General features: G+C 47.9%; 17 protein-coding genes. 3 read left to right on the forward strand and 14 right to left on the reverse strand.

Features of this window, described 5'->3' with window-relative positions; translation table 11 throughout:
• Positions 1–225 precede the first annotated feature (225 nt).
• From ACMYR3_RS12145 to yaaA, 3 genes are all read right to left on the reverse strand, one after another.
• Entirely contained in the window at positions 226–1347 is a 1122-nt protein-coding gene (locus ACMYR3_RS12145; protein WP_424192205.1) for a M14 family metallopeptidase, read from the reverse strand.
• A gap of 145 nt (positions 1348–1492) precedes the next feature.
• The gene (locus ACMYR3_RS12150) at positions 1493–1936 is read right to left on the reverse strand and encodes a CopD family protein (RefSeq protein ID WP_424192206.1); all 444 of its coding nucleotides are present in this window, start codon (positions 1934–1936) and stop codon (positions 1493–1495) included.
• Complete coding sequence (gene yaaA, locus ACMYR3_RS12155; protein WP_424192207.1) at positions 1933–2709, reverse strand: peroxide stress protein YaaA; 777 nt, start codon at positions 2707–2709, stop codon at positions 1933–1935. The genes ACMYR3_RS12150 and yaaA overlap by 4 nt, the downstream gene beginning before the upstream one ends.
• A 288-nt stretch (positions 2710–2997) precedes the next feature.
• On the opposite strand from yaaA, the gene ACMYR3_RS12160 reads away from it, so the two are divergent.
• Both ACMYR3_RS12160 and ACMYR3_RS12165 read left to right on the forward strand, forming a co-directional pair.
• Positions 2998–3504: a PIN domain-containing protein gene (locus ACMYR3_RS12160; RefSeq protein WP_424192208.1), complete on the forward strand. Its 507-nt coding sequence runs from the start codon at positions 2998–3000 to the stop codon at positions 3502–3504.
• 43 nt (positions 3505–3547) lie between these two features.
• A complete protein-coding gene (locus ACMYR3_RS12165; RefSeq protein WP_424192209.1) occupies positions 3548–4717 on the forward strand; it encodes a pyridoxal phosphate-dependent aminotransferase in 1170 nt (389 codons plus the stop codon).
• Positions 4718–4908: 191 nt separating this feature from the next.
• On the opposite strand, the gene ACMYR3_RS12170 is transcribed toward ACMYR3_RS12165, so the two are convergent.
• On the reverse strand, positions 4909–6726 hold the full coding sequence (locus tag ACMYR3_RS12170) for a type IV pilus assembly protein FimV (RefSeq protein WP_424192210.1): 1818 nt from the start codon (positions 6724–6726) through the stop codon (positions 4909–4911).
• Between the two features lie 430 nt (positions 6727–7156).
• Here ACMYR3_RS12170 and ACMYR3_RS12175 point away from each other — a divergent pair, with 430 nt between their 5' ends.
• A complete protein-coding gene (locus ACMYR3_RS12175) occupies positions 7157–7852 on the forward strand; it encodes a glutathione binding-like protein (protein WP_424192211.1) in 696 nt (231 codons plus the stop codon).
• A gap of 62 nt (positions 7853–7914) precedes the next feature.
• Here ACMYR3_RS12175 and ACMYR3_RS12180 read toward each other — a convergent pair whose 3' ends face one another.
• From ACMYR3_RS12180 to nuoI, 10 genes are all read right to left on the reverse strand, one after another.
• Positions 7915–8322 carry a thioredoxin family protein gene (locus ACMYR3_RS12180; RefSeq protein ID WP_424192212.1) on the reverse strand — a complete coding sequence of 136 codons (408 nt, stop codon included), beginning with the start codon at positions 8320–8322 and terminating at the stop codon, positions 7915–7917.
• Positions 8323–8414: 92 nt separating this feature from the next.
• Positions 8415–8897 (reverse strand): DUF1178 family protein, encoded by a 483-nt coding sequence (locus tag ACMYR3_RS12185; RefSeq protein WP_424192213.1) that lies wholly within the window; start codon positions 8895–8897, stop codon positions 8415–8417.
• Between the two features lie 68 nt (positions 8898–8965).
• On the reverse strand, positions 8966–9538 hold the full coding sequence (locus ACMYR3_RS12190) for an NUDIX domain-containing protein (protein ID WP_424192214.1): 573 nt from the start codon (positions 9536–9538) through the stop codon (positions 8966–8968).
• Between the two features lie 35 nt (positions 9539–9573).
• Positions 9574–9879, reverse strand: coding sequence for a DUF2818 family protein (locus ACMYR3_RS12195; RefSeq protein WP_424192215.1), 306 nt, complete (start codon positions 9877–9879; stop codon positions 9574–9576).
• Positions 9880–9926: 47 nt separating this feature from the next.
• Positions 9927–11423: an NADH-quinone oxidoreductase subunit NuoN gene (nuoN, locus tag ACMYR3_RS12200; RefSeq protein WP_424192216.1), complete on the reverse strand. Its 1497-nt coding sequence runs from the start codon at positions 11421–11423 to the stop codon at positions 9927–9929.
• Positions 11424–11435: 12 nt separating this feature from the next.
• The gene (locus tag ACMYR3_RS12205) at positions 11436–12923 is read right to left on the reverse strand and encodes an NADH-quinone oxidoreductase subunit M (protein WP_424192217.1); all 1488 of its coding nucleotides are present in this window, start codon (positions 12921–12923) and stop codon (positions 11436–11438) included.
• Positions 12924–12949: 26 nt separating this feature from the next.
• On the reverse strand, positions 12950–14959 hold the full coding sequence (gene nuoL / locus ACMYR3_RS12210; protein ID WP_424192218.1) for an NADH-quinone oxidoreductase subunit L: 2010 nt from the start codon (positions 14957–14959) through the stop codon (positions 12950–12952).
• Between the two features lie 6 nt (positions 14960–14965).
• Positions 14966–15322: an NADH-quinone oxidoreductase subunit NuoK gene (gene nuoK, locus ACMYR3_RS12215; RefSeq protein ID WP_424192219.1), complete on the reverse strand. Its 357-nt coding sequence runs from the start codon at positions 15320–15322 to the stop codon at positions 14966–14968.
• Entirely contained in the window at positions 15291–15941 is a 651-nt protein-coding gene (locus tag ACMYR3_RS12220; RefSeq protein WP_424196502.1) for an NADH-quinone oxidoreductase subunit J, read from the reverse strand. Before ACMYR3_RS12220 ends, nuoK begins: the two co-directional genes overlap by 32 nt.
• A gap of 85 nt (positions 15942–16026) precedes the next feature.
• A complete protein-coding gene (nuoI, locus tag ACMYR3_RS12225; protein WP_424192220.1) occupies positions 16027–16527 on the reverse strand; it encodes an NADH-quinone oxidoreductase subunit NuoI in 501 nt (166 codons plus the stop codon).
• Between the last annotated feature and the right edge of the window lies 1 nt (position 16528).

Consider the following 16528-nt stretch of genomic DNA (forward strand, 5'->3'; position numbering starts at 1 on the left):
ACATTGACAAGCCACCACCAGATAATGCGAGAAAACGGGCACATAACAGCCCATGATCCTGATCAGATGGTCGACAAACCGGTTGTCCAGAAAACAATCTGACTCAACGGTTTTAGTAGGGGTATATCAATAAATCAGACTACTAGGTGCGTATTTATTGATTAAAAATATTTACTAATGGGAGTATAAGAGACTCAAAAAGCTCTGGCAAAGCCATTACCACACTTACAGCGAGCGCAGAATCGGCAGCAAAGCAGCTGCGCCCAGGCGCATGCTGCGCGCACCATTCCAGCCATAACGCACATCGGGTCCATTGGCGTTGTCTTTGAAAGGCAACTCCAGAGTCAGTGACAGGCAGCCGTAGGTATGGCCAATGTATTTGGAAGCAAGAGTCAAGGCATCAGCACTGTAGCGACTGGGTTCATAGCCGAAACGGGTCTGGAAATCGGGGCAGGCAAAGACAAAATCTTTGGTGAAGCGTGATTGGGCAGCGGCTTGTTCATGATTGAAGCTGGGCAGCATTTCGCAACCGGCAGCAAACACATAGGGGATGGTTTCATCACCATGAATATCCAGAAACAGATCGCAACCGGTGGTCTTGATGTGTTCACGCACGGCAAACACTTCGGGGCTGGTAATCATGGAGGGTTCCATCCAGGCGCGATTTAAATTGACACCAGCGGCGTTGGTACGCAGATTACCCAGATAACTGCCATCCGGATTCATATTGGGTACGATGTAAAACACGGCTTGCGCCAGGCATTCACGGGCAACCGGATCAAACTCATCCAGCAGGCGCTTGACCAGTCCTTCCACAAACCATTCGGCCATGGATTCACCCGGATGCTGACGGGCAATGATCCAGACCTTGCGCTTGTGCAAGGCAGGTTTACCAAAAGTGAGCAGATCCAGCGAACGACCCTGCACTGTCGACACCAGAGACTCCATGCGCACCAGCGGATGACAAACGGCTTCGCCCAACAGGCTCAGATGACGTTCCTGAGTATAGGGCTCGAAGTAGGCGTAATAGACAACGTCGGCCTCGGGCGTATGTGTGATGATGAGCTGCTCACCATCAAATTGGGTGGGCACCCGAAACCAGTTTTGCCGATCATAAGAAGCAACCGCACGATAGTCTTCCCAGCCACCAGGGAATGCGGCCTCGGTCACATTGACGATACGCATGCGGCAAGCGCTATGCGCTGCGCCATCCAGTCGAAAATGAAACCACTGCAAAATATCGGCAGCATTATCAGGACGCAAGGCCAGTTGGATATCATTGGCATCATCCAGACTGAGTACCTGGATGGATCCCGAATCAAATTGGCTATGGATGGCAAGCGTCATGAAAGCTCCGAGATGGGTAAAAGCAAATTTATACCTGTGATACCGACATACTGGCAAACAGTGTGTCTAATCGTTGCGCAATGCACATTGCAGGGCGCGTATTGCGGATGCGCAATACGCGTGCGAGGTGTGAATCCTCAGCCAGTCATGTCAGCAATTTGACGGCGGCAATCGCCACGACACCCAGCATCATATTGATGGCAACCAGCACACGGATCTGATTGAGTTTGCCTGCCGCACCAACCCAGTCAGCCGTCGTGGACATTTGTCTGGCGCGCCGAAAAACGCCCATATAGATATGGCCAAAAATCAGCATCATCAACACGCCCAGGCCGAGCATCAGATGAATCCCAAGGGGTACATGCGCCATGCCACCACGCATCATCAGCAGATAAACACCCGAGAACAGCAAAATCACAATCGCCCCGATCACCAGATTAAAAAAGCGACCCAAGGCAGCAATCATGAGTGGAATACGTACGGCCGGTGCCAGCTCCATGGAGGCGGGTCGCAAACAGAAATGGGCGAACACCATACCGCCAACCCAAACAATGGCAGCCAGCAAATGCAACAGAATCAATAAGGTCATGCAGGTTCCTTGCGACGAAAGACATAAGTAAAATCATTGGAGGCTTTGGCATCAAAGGCATAGCCTTCGCTGTCAAACGCCTGCAAGGCAGTGGGATCTTTAAGCCGATTCAGTATCGCATAACGCGCCATCAAACCACGCGCCCGTTTGGCATAAAAACTGATGATCTTGTACTTGCCGTTTTTATATTCCTCAAACACGGGTGTGATCACCGGCACCGGCAAAAGTTTCGGCTTGACCGATTTGAAATACTCTTCCGAAGCCAGATTGATCAAGGCCCTAGCCTTGCGTTGCGCGATGTCAACGTTGAGTGCCTCGGTAATCTGCGTCCCCCAGAATCCGTATAAATCCTTGCCTTTGATGTTGGGCAGGCGCGTGCCCATTTCCAGCCGATACGGTTGCATCAAATCAAGTGGTCGCAACAAGCCGTACAAACCGGACAGAATACGCAGATGTTTTTGGGCAAATTCCAAATCCGGTGTTTTTAAAGAAGTCGCATTCAATCCTTCATAGACATCACCATTGAATGCCAGCACCGCCTGCTTGGCATTGTCAAAACTGAAAGTGGGTTGCCATTCGGCATAGCGCGCCACATTGAGTGCGGCGAGCTTGTCGGACAAACGCATCAACTCGGACAATTGGACAGGAGAATACGGTCGCAGCGTTTCGATCAATTGCGCTGACTCTGCGATAAACTGTGGTTCGGTATGCTTGCGGGTTTGCGGTGCCGTCACATAATCCAAGGACTTGGCGGGGGAAAGAACAATCATCATGACACAATACTCACTCTCTACATTCTAACGACAGGCGCTACGTGATTCGATGTGATCGGCGTTGCGATTAGTACGCAATCGGCGTGGCAACCAAAGGCGATGACCATTGTATCTAAAGCACTGTATTTAAAACACGCTATGCCAGCGCAATGAAATAAATTAACCTTGTCATTCACTTAATCAAAGTGCGGTCTGCGCAGACAGCGATAGCAGACCAAAATTCATTTGCACGTTCCAATCCGGCCTTATTACAACTCGCACACCGACTTGCCAAACCATACAAATACCATGCCCAATCTACCTGCCATCGGTCTCTTGCTGGACAGCAATGTTCTGCTCGATATTGTGCATTTTGCCGATCCCGATGCACTGCCGATTCGCGCCGCCATCGAAGCTGGTCGCATGCAAATGGTCAGCAATGCCGCCTGTCGCGACGAGCTGATTCGGGTATTGGCCTATACACGATTCAAGATTGCCGATGCTACGCCGCACCTGACCTGGTTTGACCAGCATGTGCAACTGTTTGAACTTGCCACGGGCCTGGCGCAAGTCCGCCTGCCCCGTTGTAGCGATGAAGATGATCAAAAATTTCTGGAATGCGCCCGCGATACGGCTCCGCACTTCAACAAGCTTTTTTTGTTTAGCAAGGACAAGGCCGTACTCAAAATGAAAGGCCGTATGCTGCGCGATTTTGGTGTAAGCGTCCTACCGCCGCGCGACTGGTTTCTGGTGGAACGTCATGCGGCCACGTTAACCAATCCTGAAATCACGCATCCATCCTCGCAAGTGGACTGAAACCACACCAAACCAAGCCAACGCAACCTTACCGGCCCCAAGTATGATGACTTTTCCTTCCCGCCTGCCTGCAGTCGGCACCACCATTTTTACCGTGATGTCGGCGTTGGCTGCCAAACATGGTGCCGTTAATTTAGGCCAAGGTTTCCCAGACTTTGATTGTGACCCGACATTGATCCATGCCGTGCATGAAGCCATGCAGCAAGGCCACAACCAATATGCACCGATGACAGGGATTGCCCCATTACGCAAGGCCATTGCCGATAAGACTGCCATGCTCTATGGTCATCACTATGATGCCGATACCGATATCACCGTTACCGCAGGTGCCACACAGGCGCTGCTCACTGTGGTGCTGTGCTGCGTACATCCCGGTGATGAAGTCATCATCATCGAGCCCGCCTATGACAGTTATCGTCCGGCCATTGCGCTGGCAGGGGGTGTGGCGATACCGGTAGCCATGCGAGTTGCAGTCAACCCTGCTAGCGGGCAACTCCGTTACCACTTGCATATTGAGGATATTGCCAGAGCCATCACACCGCGCACCCGCCTCATCATGCTCAACACGCCGCACAACCCCACCGGCACCACCTTACAGGCGAATGATCTGCAAGCCTTGTCTGACTTATTGGTCAATACCGATATTTTGCTTTGCGCCGATGAAGTCTACGAACATATGGTGTTTGATGATGCTCGTCACGAAAGCGTGGCGCGCTACCCACAATTGGCCGAACGCAGTTTTGTGGTATCCAGCTTTGGCAAAACCTTTCACGTGACGGGCTGGAAGATAGGTTATGTCGCTGCGCCTGCCGCGCTCAGCCTGGAATTCAGAAAAGTGCATCAGTTCAATGTGTTTGCCGTCAACACCCCCATGCAACTGGGTCTGGCCCACTATCTGCGTGACCCGGCATCATACCAACGGTTGTCGGCGTTTTATCAAGCCAAGCGTGATCGTTTCATTGCCGGACTCAACACCACGCGTTTTCAGTTCACGCCCAGCGCTGGCACCTATTTTCAATGTGTGGATTACCGTGCCATCAGCACTTTGCCAGAAGCCGAGTTTTGCGAATGGCTGACCACCGAAATTGGTGTAGCAGCCATCCCGCCATCCGCCTTTTATGGCACACCCATCGAATCGGGGATGATACGTTTTTGTTTTGCCAAAAAAGATAGCACGCTCGATGCCGCTATTGCTCGATTGCAAAGAATTTAAGTCGCGCCGAACAGATACTTCAGCGCAGCCAGCGCATTTGAAGCTGTTGGAAAATGAATCCGGCAACCTTTTCACAAGCCCGATAAAAAAGCCGTTCAAGACGGCTTTTTAGTAAATCAATGGGGGTATATTCATTTTTATACCCCTTAAGTGCGTATTAATTAGATCAAATAATTTACTACCCCAGTGTATCAATCAAGATTCATCTCGCTGGGGCGATCCAGCTTCAGCTCAATATCATCAATACGTTGACGTTTCTTTTGCTTATCATCAGCGACTTCATCCTGCTTTTCCATCATCCGAGTTTGCACCCGCTCCAGTGCTTCAACCGCAAATTCGTCGTAGGCCGAATTATCATATTCATCCTGTGCGCGACGAATACGAATCAGGCTGATCAAGAAAATGATGTCACGATAAGCGGGCAAGTCAAAGCCAACCCGATTGCCTTCGCGATCATCAAACAGCATGGCTTCCAAAAATTCGATGATGTCTGGCTCATTCCAGCGCGCTGTGATTTTTTCAATCACCACATCAAACTGATCGAGGCTGCGACTCTGGTCTGGTGGCAACTCTTCGTTCCAGGCTGGAATGTAGGCATTGAAACGCTTATGAAACTGCTTGCGCAGGGCTTCGTACTTCACTTCCTGCTCCAACGCTTTGTAAGCCTCGAACACATACAGCCAACCCACTGGTGAATTGACTTTGGAGCGTTTGATGAGAGGCTTGAGAATCGCGATGACTCGTTTGTGATTACCCAGTGCCACCCAGAATTCAGCCTCCTGGATCGCGTCCGATACTTCTTCCACATCCATGCGGGCCGCCGCATTGAGGAACAAACGGGAGTCCACAAAGACCGTAGCAGGACCAGCTGACCTGGTATTAGCTTGCAGTTTGCCCGCTGCTTGCGATTGCGCCTGGCCAGCCTCAGTCTCTTCACCCATGATGTGCTTGAGACGACGGAAAGCGCGTGTTGAAGCCACGGTTTGTGGTACTTCAACTGGTTTGGCCATACGCGCCAGACGCTCTTTGTGCTCTTTATGGGCGCGATACAGTTTGAAAGCTATGCCAGTGCCCATCAAACCAATCAAGCCTGATAACAACCACAAGGTGTTATCAGCAACAAAAGTACTCAACTCATCCAACCAGCTTGATTCGGTACCGGGCTGTGCTCCTGCGAGAACTTGCGTAGCGGGTTGTACTTGAGCGGCGGCAATCACTTCAGCCACAGCAGGCTTGACAGGCGCGGTTGCCATATCAGCAGCCGGATTGGCCGTTGCAGGATTGGCTGGCGCATTGACGGCCATAGTCACAGGCGGAACAATCATGCCACCCGCAGTTTGATTCGCCGCTTGATTATTTGCAGTTTGCACGACCGGCTCTGCTGCCAAGGCTTGCTGCAACTGAGCCAATTCGGCTTGCATCTTGGCTAAACGAGCCAGTAGTTGCGCTTCGGCGGCCTGATCCGCAGCTTCAGAGGAGACATTGGCAATCAGACTGCCTGGATGCACACTGACAGGCGCAGACGCTGCGCTTTGTACCGTTGCAGGCGATGCCACTCTTGCTACAGAACGCCGTTTGGCAACACGCAGTACCGGTGATAATACGGCTGGCTGCTCAAAGGTATCCGTTCTGGCATTGCCATAACCATGAAAGGCATGCTCCGCCAAGCTCACGGTATATTGTTTTTCAATAGTGCCATCACAACCCCAGCTCAGCTTGAGTTGCAGTGGCCCATGATTGATCGCTTCACGCGTGGCGACACTGATCAAGGTGCCTTGTTCAAGATGACTGATTCCCAGCTTCAATTGAGAACGCGTCAACACTGAGCCATCGTTCACTAATGTGGCATCCAGGCAGGAACCAACCGTCTCAACACCATTTGGCGTGGCCATCACAGAAGCACGAAACGGAATGCCCGCGACCGATTGCACGTTTAACTCACCAAGCTGGGCTGCCTGGGCAAACCCCAGCTCGGTCATGCAAAACATGACAAAACCAAGACGGCTCATGGAAAAAACTGGGCTAGGGAATACTCGACGCGGGGAAAGTCGGTTTGCTGAAAGTACCTGCTTTGGCTGGGAAATAGGGGTCATCGTAGGCGCGGATCAAGGTAAATAGATACAAACTATTACACACATCAAGCTTAACATTAAACAAGTACTTTAAGCTATTGATTTTTTGTACTAATTTTTGGAATTTAGCAAATTCACAACGACATAGAACAATAAGTCATTGTATTTCAACAACTTGCCTTCAGCCTTACAACCATACTACCCCCTGTTTATTTGATTGAAAAATACCGAGTTTCCCTATCAACCATCATTTTTTTAGAGAATCCCAGCATGCATTCTTAAGCAATCCCCTATTTCGACGTCAAATTTGAATATCGCTTAATCTAGCCAAGTAGTTATTCATATTTTTCAATGACAGGAAATGACGATGATCGATGTTTATAGTTGGGCCACGCCCAATGGCCATAAAGTTCATATCATGCTGGAAGAATGTGGACTGCCTTATCAGGTACATGCGATCAATATTGGTCGTGGCGACCAGTTTACGTCGGCGTTTTTGGCAATCAGCCCAAATAATAAAATTCCAGCTATTGTGGATTCTGATGGACCGGATGAGAAAGCCATTTCCTTATTTGAATCTGGCGCGATTTTGCTTTACCTGGCTGGCAAGACTGGCAAGTTTTTACCAAAGTCCGATCGAGATAAATACAAGGTGCTCGAATGGCTGATGTTTCAAATGGGCAGTATTGGGCCGATGTTTGGTCAGGCGCATCACTTTAGACAATACGCGCCAGAAAAAATTGACTATGCGATTGCCCGTTATACCAATGAGGCAAATCGGCTTTATGGTGTGATGGATAAACAGCTTGCCAAGCACGCCTATATAGCTGGCAAAAGCTATTCGATTGCCGATATCGCGATTTATCCCTGGACCCGCAGCTATGCCAATCAGGGTGTGGATCTGGTGGACTATCCAAATGTACAGCGCTGGTTTGACGAATTGTCGGCACGACCAGCAGTGCAAAAAGGGCTCACCCTATTGGCCGACGTGCATCGCCCCGCCAATATTGATGAAACGTCGCGCGACAATCTGTTTGGTAAAAAACAGTTCGCCAAAAGATAGCTATTTAAAAATTCAATACTCCATTGATTAAGCTCTTACATCGAAGTGCTTAGTCGGCTTGATCAATCAACGATATTTTCTGTATAGAGTTTGCGAGTCAACTCGACCACACCATCAGGCCAAGTGCCTGATGAGTTTGGGACAGTCTTTGATTGTTGCAGGTAATTATCGATGAGTCTGGTCAGCACCGAAGCCTGTGGCAAGAGCGTGCCAAAAAACAATGGCTCACCTGTCTGAGCTAATAAAACGGTTGGAAAATTGTCGACATCAATCGCATCCACCAAGGCAGCATCGTCCTCGATATCAATCCAAATAAATGACAATCCCGGATAACGCTCGGCGATCTGGGCAAAATCTTGCCGATAGACAATACAGGTACCACACCAGGCTGCACACAAACAGGCAACGACCATTTGCGTGGCCCCCTGCAGTTTGGCCAGATCATCGGCACTGGTTGTCAAAACAGTCATAAGAGTACAAATTTAATAGAGTATATGGATATTTAGCCTTCTCAAGTGCTTACTTATTAGGCCAAATATTTTACTCCTATCGAGTATATTATTTAGTGAGTAACTTTTTTGAGCAGCTCAGGCATCGGCAAAGACATGACTTCAATGCCCTCATCAAGCAGTTGTTCACGATCTTCATGGCTGACTTGACCACGAATATTTCTGATTTCTGTTTCATCGCGATGCATACGTCTTGCTTCGCTGGCAAATTGATCTCCCACGTCTTCAGTATTGGCAATCACATGTCGCACCGCTTCGAGTAGAAATTGCTGAATATTTTGTTGCGAGAGTTTTTCAACCTGACCGTCAGCGGCCATGGCTGGCTGTGACTCAACTGTCAACTCAGAACCCGTGGCAGGCTCTTTGCCACCGCCGAGATTGAGTCGAGGTGCCGTAGGCAGTTTGCGAATGGCATGATCATCACAGAGTGGACAGCTGACCAATCCACGTTCCATCTGGCTGGAAAAATCATGCTCTGAAGCAAACCAGCCTTCAAAGCGATGTTCATGCGAGCAAGTGAGATTGAATACTTTCATAGGTCTTTAACGGTGCGCAAAGACCTATTATCGTCGATAAACGATAAGGCTGACTGAAGTAGCTTGCTTCAATCAGATTTAACGTCTTTTGACCAAGCACCATTCAATAACTTTTCCAGCCAAAAGGTGCCGATAATCGTTTTGACATCGGTGACTTCGCCTAGCTTTACTTTATCGAGCAAATCGGCAAAGGGCAGGATCAAGGTTTCCAGAAATTCGCCTTCATCCAATTGTGGCTTACCACCGTGCAAATCCATTGCCAAGAAAATTTCAATAAATTCGGTCGAGTAGGAAATCCCAGGATTGATGCGCGTAATGTATTTCCAACTTTGCGCGCTATAACCCGTTTCTTCATGCAGCTCGCGCCTGGCACAGTTCAACGTGGTTTCATTAGGATCAAGCTTGCCTGCCGGAAATTCCAGCATGACCCGCTGCATGGGATAACGATATTGTCGTTCCAGCAGCACACGGCCATCAGCAAAGACCGGCAGAATCATCACTGCACCGCTATGTACAGCGTATTCACGAATCGCTTCATTGCCATCAGGCAAACGGACTCGATCCTGATTAATTTTTAGAAAGGTCCCTTGATAGGCCAGCTTGCTATCAATCTTGGTTTCGATGAGATGTTCGTCAGACATGGTAGCAAGGTGAACTATTAATGATGGAGAAAGGCTCAGTGAACGTGCTTCCAGAGAAAACGCCAGGTAAAGCCTGGGAAAGCCAGCACCAGGAAAATGAACAGATTCACCCAGTAAAACTCCCAATGCTGTTCAAACACATTGCCAATGGAAGACTCGATCAGGTATCCCAGAAACCCGGTCACCAGATAAGCCAATCCAAGCTCAAGCAAATGAGCCCAGAATGGTTTTTGAGCTGTTTTGAAGGCAAAGATACCAACAAACCGTGGCGTTAAAAATGGCAGGTTAGCCAGTACGACGGCCAGTGTAATCACCAGCCATGCCCCACTGCCATAGCTCAAGAGTGCACCCTAAAAAACATCGTCTTAATAGGCCTGATCTTAGTCAATCAGACGCCCAAGGTTTTAGCGATGACTTGTGTGCAAAAAGTCATCAAGGAACTTGGCACCAGACCCAGACCCAGCAAAGCCATACCATTCAAGCTCAGAACCAAGCGCATATCACTTTTGGCTTCAATCGTGACCGAACCCTCTGGCTCATCAAAGTACATCATTTTCACTACGCGTAGATAATAGAAGGTACCAATCAGCGAGAAGAATACCGCCAGAATAGCCAGCCAGACCATACCTGCATTCATGACTGATTGCAGAATCATCAATTTGGAATAAAAGCCAATCATGGGCGGCACACCAGCCAGCGAGAACATGACCAGGAGCATCATGAAGGCAAACCATGGACTGCGACGATTCAAGCCTTTCAGATCAGACAGTTTGTCAGCTTCAAAACCACTATTTTTGGCGCTTTGAGCCAGAAGAATAATCAGACCAAAACTGGCCAATGTAGTCAATACATAGGTCACGGCGTAAAACATTGATGCGCTATAGGCATCAACTGAAGAGGCGGTACTGCCAGAAACCACACCGGTCGCCAGCCCCAAAATCAGAAAGCCCATATGTGAAATCGTGGAGTAAGCCAGCATCCGCTTGAGATTGGTTTGTGCAATCGCAGCCAGATTACCCACGGCCATGGAAAGAATCGCCATGATCACCAACATCTGCTGCCAATCCAGTGCCAGCGGCAGCAAAGCCTCTACCAGTAATCTGAAGGCAATCGCAAAACCTGCCAGCTTGGGTGCTGCACCAATCAGCAAGGTGACAGGCGTCGGTGCACCGTGATAAACGTCAGGCACCCACATGTGGAACGGTGCTGCACCCAGTTTAAAAGCCAGTCCAGCCACGATAAATACCGTACCAAACACCAGTACAGTTTTGTTGATCGTGCCTGAACGAATCACATTGAGTACCTCTGGCACATCGAGTGTGCCAGTTGCACCATAAAGCATGGACATGCCATACAGCAGGAAACCCGATGCCAGTGCGCCCAGGATGAAATACTTCATCGCGGCCTCAGTTGACTGGAAGGAGTCACGGCGCAACGCCACCAGTGCATACAAGGACAGTGAGAGCAGCTCCAGACCGAGATAAATCGACAGAAAATTATTGCCCGAAATCATGATCATCTGGCCGAGCAGAGCAAACAGTGACAAGGTATACAACTCGCCACCACGGCCATTGGAAATGATGGCGCGCTCAATACCATACTGACGAGCATAAGTCAGTGTGATGGCGGTAGCAATATAGGAAAAAAGCTTTAAGGAATTGGATAGTGGATCACTGACAAACAAGCCTTTAAAACCAACCAGCTTACGGACATCGCCCATCAGGGAAAAGCTCATCACAGCACAGACAGCCAATGTGGCAAGACTCAAGTAATAAGTAAGACGACGCTCTTCTGATTTCACAAACAAGTCAACAATCATGATCACCGAGGTGGCGATCAGCAGGAAAATTTCTGGATAGGCAGGGCTAAGATCAATATTTAACATGGTGAATTCCGCTTATTGAACCTTGCTGATGGCAACATGCTTGAGCAGTTCAATGACTGAAGCATGTGTGAAGTCAGTTACGGGTTTTGGATATAAACCCATCAGCAGGACCATGGCAGCCAATATGAAAAGAATCAGAAACTCGCGAGCATTGATGTCAGTCAATTCAGCGACATGCTCATTGGCAACCTCACCAAATGCAACCCGTTTGTACATCCACAGCGAATAAGCCGCACCAAAAATCAGGGTTGTGGCTGACAGTAAACCCACCCAGAAGTTGTATTCGACAGCGCCAAGGATCACCATAAACTCGCCAACAAAACCGCTGGTTGCCGGCAGGCCGCAATTGGCCATGGTAAACAGTAAAAAGAAGGTGGCAAACTTGGGCATGGTATTCACAACACCACCATAGTCAGCAATTTGTCGTGAATGAACCCGGTCATAGAGCACACCGATACACAGGAACATGGCACCAGAGACAAAGCCATGCGAAATCATCTGAACAATCGCACCCTCAGTCGCCATATCATTAAAGACGAAGAAGCCGAGTGTCACAAAACCCATGTGAGCAATAGAAGAATACGCCACCAGCTTTTTCATGTCAGCCTGAACCAATGCCACCATGCCAATATAGACAACAGCAATCAATGACAGCGTAATCATGAAACCAGATAAGGCATGACTGGCATCAGGCAGAATCGGCAAGGAAAAACGCAAGAAGCCATAAGCACCCAGCTTCAACATGATGGCCGCCAACACTACTGAACCACCTGTTGGTGCCTCGACGTGCGCATCGGGCAACCAGGTATGCACTGGCCACATTGGCACTTTGACTGCAAAAGCCATCAAGAAAGCAAAGAACAATATTTTCTGAGTCAGCAATGGCAATGGCAATGCGTGCCAGGTCAGGATATCAAAGCTGCCACCCGATTTGTTGTACAAGTAAATCAGAGCAACCAAGGTCAACAACGAACCTAACAAGGTGTACAGAAAAAACTTGAAGGCGGCATAAACTCGGTTTGGACCACCCCAGATACCGATAATCAGATACATCGGTATCAGTGTGGCCTCGAAGAATACATAGAACAAGGCACCATCAAGCGCACAAAATACACCGACCATCAAACCAGAGAGAATTAAAAAGGCCGCCAAGTATTGAGCCGCACGATCCTGAATGACTTCCCAGGCAGCAAGGACAACAAGGATGGTAATAAAAGCCGTCAGGAAAACAAACCAGATGGAAATGCCATCGATACCCAGGCTGTAATTAATATTGAATCGCTCAATCCAGCTGGTCTTCTCAACAAACTGCATGGCAGCTGAGCTGCCATCAAAATCTCTAACAATAGCGACGGTTGGCAAAAAGCTGATAACTGAACCAAACAATGCCAGTACCTTGCTAAAACCCTGGTTATTTTTGGTACTGGTAGCAAGTACCAGCAGACCGAAAAAGACCGGCAACCAGATTGAAAGGCTTAATAGAGGTAGACCAGTGAACATAATTTATATGGGAAAAACCCGCTGTTTTACTTGATGAGGAAAAGGAAAGCAGTCAGAAGCAGGCCGACGCCAATAATCATGGAGAAGGCATAATCATAAATAAAGCCTGACTGGAAGCGGCGCACGACAGAGGAAATAAACCCAATCAGTTTGGCACTACCATTGACGAGCAAACCATCAATCAGAGTCTGATCCCCTACTTTCCAGAGCAACTTGCCAATACCACACGCACCGCCCGCAAAGAACAACTGATTAAATTTATCCATGTAGTATTTGTTATCAAGAATCTGATAAATCAAACCAAACTTGCTCTTGATCACACGTGGTACTGCTGGATTAATCATGTAGCAGTAGTAAGACAAAGCCACACCAGCAATTGCCAACCAAAGTGGCAGTGTTGTTACCGAGTGCAAAGCCATGGCAACCGCGCCGTGAAACTCTTCCTTGAGTTCATGCATCGCATGATGGTGTTCTGAAACAAAAATGACGTTCTTGAAGAAATCACCAAACAACATCGGCTCAATGGCAACCGCACCAATCACGACTGAAGGAATTGCCAACAACACCAACGGCAAGGTAACGACCCAAGGAGACTCATGTGGCTTCTCACCCACTCCCAATCCATGATGATGACCATGATCGTCGTCATCATGTGCATGATCGTGGTGGTCATCATGACCAAAACGCTCTTCACCATGAAACACCAGGAAATACATTCTGAATGAATAGAATGCAGTCACAAACACACCAGCCAAAACAGCAAACTGGGCAAAACCGGCCCCATATAAATGGGTTGCCTGCACTGCTTCAATAATGCTGTCTTTGGAATAAAAACCAGAGAAGAACGGTGTACCAATCAATGCCAAAGAACCAACCAAGGAGGTGATCCAGGTGATCTTCATATACTTCCAGATACCCCCCATATTGCGGATATCCTGATCATGATGCATGCCCATAATGACTGAACCGGCACCTAAAAATAACAAGGCCTTAAAAAAAGCATGTGTCATTAAGTGAAATACCGCAACTTGATAGGCTGATGCACCCAGCGCTACCGTCATATAACCCAGTTGTGACAAGGTTGAGTAAGCAACCACCCGCTTGATGTCATTCTGAATAATGCCCAGAAAGCCCATGAACAAGGCTGTGATACTACCAATGATCAAAATAAATGACAGCGCTGTCTCAGACAGTTCAAACAGCGGTGACATACGGCTGACCATAAAGATACCTGCAGTGACCATGGTCGCAGCGTGAATCAGTGCAGAAATTGGTGTCGGGCCTTCCATTGAGTCTGGCAACCAGACATGCAAAGGAAACTGTGCCGACTTACCCATGGCACCAATAAACAGACAGATGCAAGTTACAGAAAGCAGCATCCAGTGAGTACCGGGGAAAGTAAGCGTAGATAACTCTTCAGCCTTGGCAAAAACTTCACCATAGTTCATGGTGCCGGTATAAGCCAGAATCAAACCGATACCCAAGATAAAACCAAAGTCACCGACCCGGTTGACCAGAAATGCCTTCATGTTGGCAAAAATAGCTGTCGGTTTGGTAAACCAAAAACCAATCAAAAGATAGGACACCAAACCAACCGCCTCCCAACCAAAGAACAATTGCAGGAAGTTGTTAGCCATGACCAACATCAACATTGAAAAAGTAAATAACGAAATATAGGAAAAGAAACGTTGATAGCCAGGATCTTCTTCCATATACCCAATAGTATAGATATGCACCATCAGTGACACGAATGTCACGACGCACATCATCATGGCTGACAGCGCATCAATCTGGAAACCAACCTCCAGCTTTAGATCACCTAAACTCATCCACTGGTAAATGGTGCCATTGAATGTTTCACCATGAAGTACATCCATGAAGGTCATGACAGACAAGACCAATGCAACTGCCACGCCCAAAATAGTGACAGTGTGAGCCCCTTTACGGCCAATCAGTTTACCGAAAAGACCAGCACAAACCGCACCAAATAAGGGGGCCAGGGGAATTACGGATAACAGGGTGGAATTTAAAGCCATATTGTTTTAACCCTTGAGACGATCCAATTCATCCACGTTGATCGTTTCCATGCTACGGAACAGAATCACGAGGATAGCCAAACCAATCGCAGACTCAGCTGCAGCCACAGTCAAGATAAAAAACACAAAAACTTGACCCGCAAGATCATGCATATAACTTGAGAATGCCACAAAGTTCATGTTGACCGCTAATAACATGAGCTCAATCGACATGAGCAGGACAATGATATTTTTTCGATTAAGAAAAATACCGAGTACGCTGATCGCAAACAGAATTGCGCCGAGTACTAAATAATATGCAAGTGGAATCAATGTCGCCTCTGACTGTAATTTAGCTGGCCGAACCTGCTGACTTTTCAGCATCAACGGATTCAGTGTCTGCAGCGATCTCTTTTTCGGCCTGCATTTTGACAATACGAATCCTGTCTTGCTTACGGACAGCAATCTGTTCAGAAGGGTTATTAAACTTACTATCTTTGCGTTGACGTAGAGTCAAGGCAATGGCTGCGACAATGGCAACCAGCAAGATCACTGCTGCGATCTCTACTGCATAGATATAGTCAGAATAAAGTAGCTCACCCAGTGCTTGGGTATTATTTTGCGGTGGCAGGTTCACATTGAGAGCCGGCTCATTCACCACAAAGCCTCGAAACAAAATATAAGACATCTCGGCAGCTATGATGCCCCCCACAGGAAGACCAACTATCGCATGCCGCCAGAAGCCACGACGCATTTCGTCAAGATTGATATCGAGCATCATCACCACAAACAGAAACAGTACCATCACGGCACCGACATAAACCAAGACTAGTGAAATTGACAGAAACTCGGCCTTCAACATCATCCAAAGGCAGGATGCATTAAAAAATGCCAGTACCAGAAACAATGCAGCATGCACTGGGTTTTTAGCCGTAATCACTCTAATTGCAGACAAGACAAGTATGGCTGCAAAAACGAAAAAAAGAATATTCTGAAAATTCATCATAAGGTCGTCAAACCGTCTCGACACACTAAATAGTTAATCTTTTCTACTCACTGAATTAATCATGTAATCAGAGATTCATGTATTAACGGTAAGCAGAATCCTGCTGACGCGCACTAGCAATTTCATTCTCATAACGGTCGCCGACTGCCAAGAGCATCTCTTTAGTGTAGTAAAGGTCTCCCCGTTTTTCACCGTGATACTCAAGAACATGAGTCTCGACAATGGAGTCAACTGGACAGCTTTCTTCACAAAAACCACAGAAAATACATTTGGTCAAATCAATGTCATAACGAGTCGTACGACGTGAACCATCTTCACGTTGATCGGACTCAATCGTTATTGCCATAGCGGGGCAAACCGCCTCACATAATTTACAAGCAATACAACGCTCTTCGCCGTTAGGATAACGACGCAATGCGTGTAAGCCACGAAAACGGGGGGACTGTGGCGTTTTTTCTTCAGGAAACTGAATCGTCAGTTTGCGAGCAAACAAATATCGCCCAGTTAAAGCCATACCTTTAAGAAGTTCTTTCAGCATCAAGCTGCCAAAGAAATCCTTGATGGAATGAAGTGCAGTTGCCATA

It is taken from the genome of Ampullimonas aquatilis (genome assembly GCF_049675895.1).
In the GTDB taxonomy this organism is placed as follows: Bacteria; Pseudomonadota; Gammaproteobacteria; order Burkholderiales; family Burkholderiaceae_D; genus Ampullimonas; species Ampullimonas aquatilis.

Excerpts from the sequence above, each read along its gene's own strand:
- ACMYR3_RS12145 (WP_424192205.1), bottom strand. The coding sequence starts at position 1,347 with ATGACGCTTGCCATCCATAGCCAATTTGATTCGGGATCCATCCAGGTA.
- ACMYR3_RS12150 (WP_424192206.1), bottom strand. The coding sequence starts at position 1,936 with ATGACCTTATTGATTCTGTTGCATTTGCTGGCTGCCATTGTTTGGGTT.
- yaaA (WP_424192207.1), bottom strand. The coding sequence starts at position 2,709 with ATGATGATTGTTCTTTCCCCCGCCAAGTCCTTGGATTATGTGACGGCA.
- ACMYR3_RS12160 (WP_424192208.1), top strand. The coding sequence starts at position 2,998 with ATGCCCAATCTACCTGCCATCGGTCTCTTGCTGGACAGCAATGTTCTG.
- ACMYR3_RS12165 (WP_424192209.1), top strand. The coding sequence starts at position 3,548 with ATGATGACTTTTCCTTCCCGCCTGCCTGCAGTCGGCACCACCATTTTT.
- ACMYR3_RS12170 (WP_424192210.1), bottom strand. The coding sequence starts at position 6,726 with ATGAGCCGTCTTGGTTTTGTCATGTTTTGCATGACCGAGCTGGGGTTT.
- ACMYR3_RS12175 (WP_424192211.1), top strand. The coding sequence starts at position 7,157 with ATGATCGATGTTTATAGTTGGGCCACGCCCAATGGCCATAAAGTTCAT.
- ACMYR3_RS12180 (WP_424192212.1), bottom strand. The coding sequence starts at position 8,322 with ATGACTGTTTTGACAACCAGTGCCGATGATCTGGCCAAACTGCAGGGG.
- ACMYR3_RS12185 (WP_424192213.1), bottom strand. The coding sequence starts at position 8,897 with ATGAAAGTATTCAATCTCACTTGCTCGCATGAACATCGCTTTGAAGGC.
- ACMYR3_RS12190 (WP_424192214.1), bottom strand. The coding sequence starts at position 9,538 with ATGTCTGACGAACATCTCATCGAAACCAAGATTGATAGCAAGCTGGCC.
- nuoN (WP_424192216.1), bottom strand. The coding sequence starts at position 11,423 with ATGTTAAATATTGATCTTAGCCCTGCCTATCCAGAAATTTTCCTGCTG.
- ACMYR3_RS12205 (WP_424192217.1), bottom strand. The coding sequence starts at position 12,923 with ATGTTCACTGGTCTACCTCTATTAAGCCTTTCAATCTGGTTGCCGGTC.
- nuoL (WP_424192218.1), bottom strand. The coding sequence starts at position 14,959 with ATGGCTTTAAATTCCACCCTGTTATCCGTAATTCCCCTGGCCCCCTTA.
- nuoK (WP_424192219.1), bottom strand. The coding sequence starts at position 15,322 with ATGCTGAAAAGTCAGCAGGTTCGGCCAGCTAAATTACAGTCAGAGGCG.
- ACMYR3_RS12220 (WP_424196502.1), bottom strand. The coding sequence starts at position 15,941 with ATGAATTTTCAGAATATTCTTTTTTTCGTTTTTGCAGCCATACTTGTC.
- nuoI (WP_424192220.1), bottom strand. The coding sequence starts at position 16,527 with ATGGCAACTGCACTTCATTCCATCAAGGATTTCTTTGGCAGCTTGATG.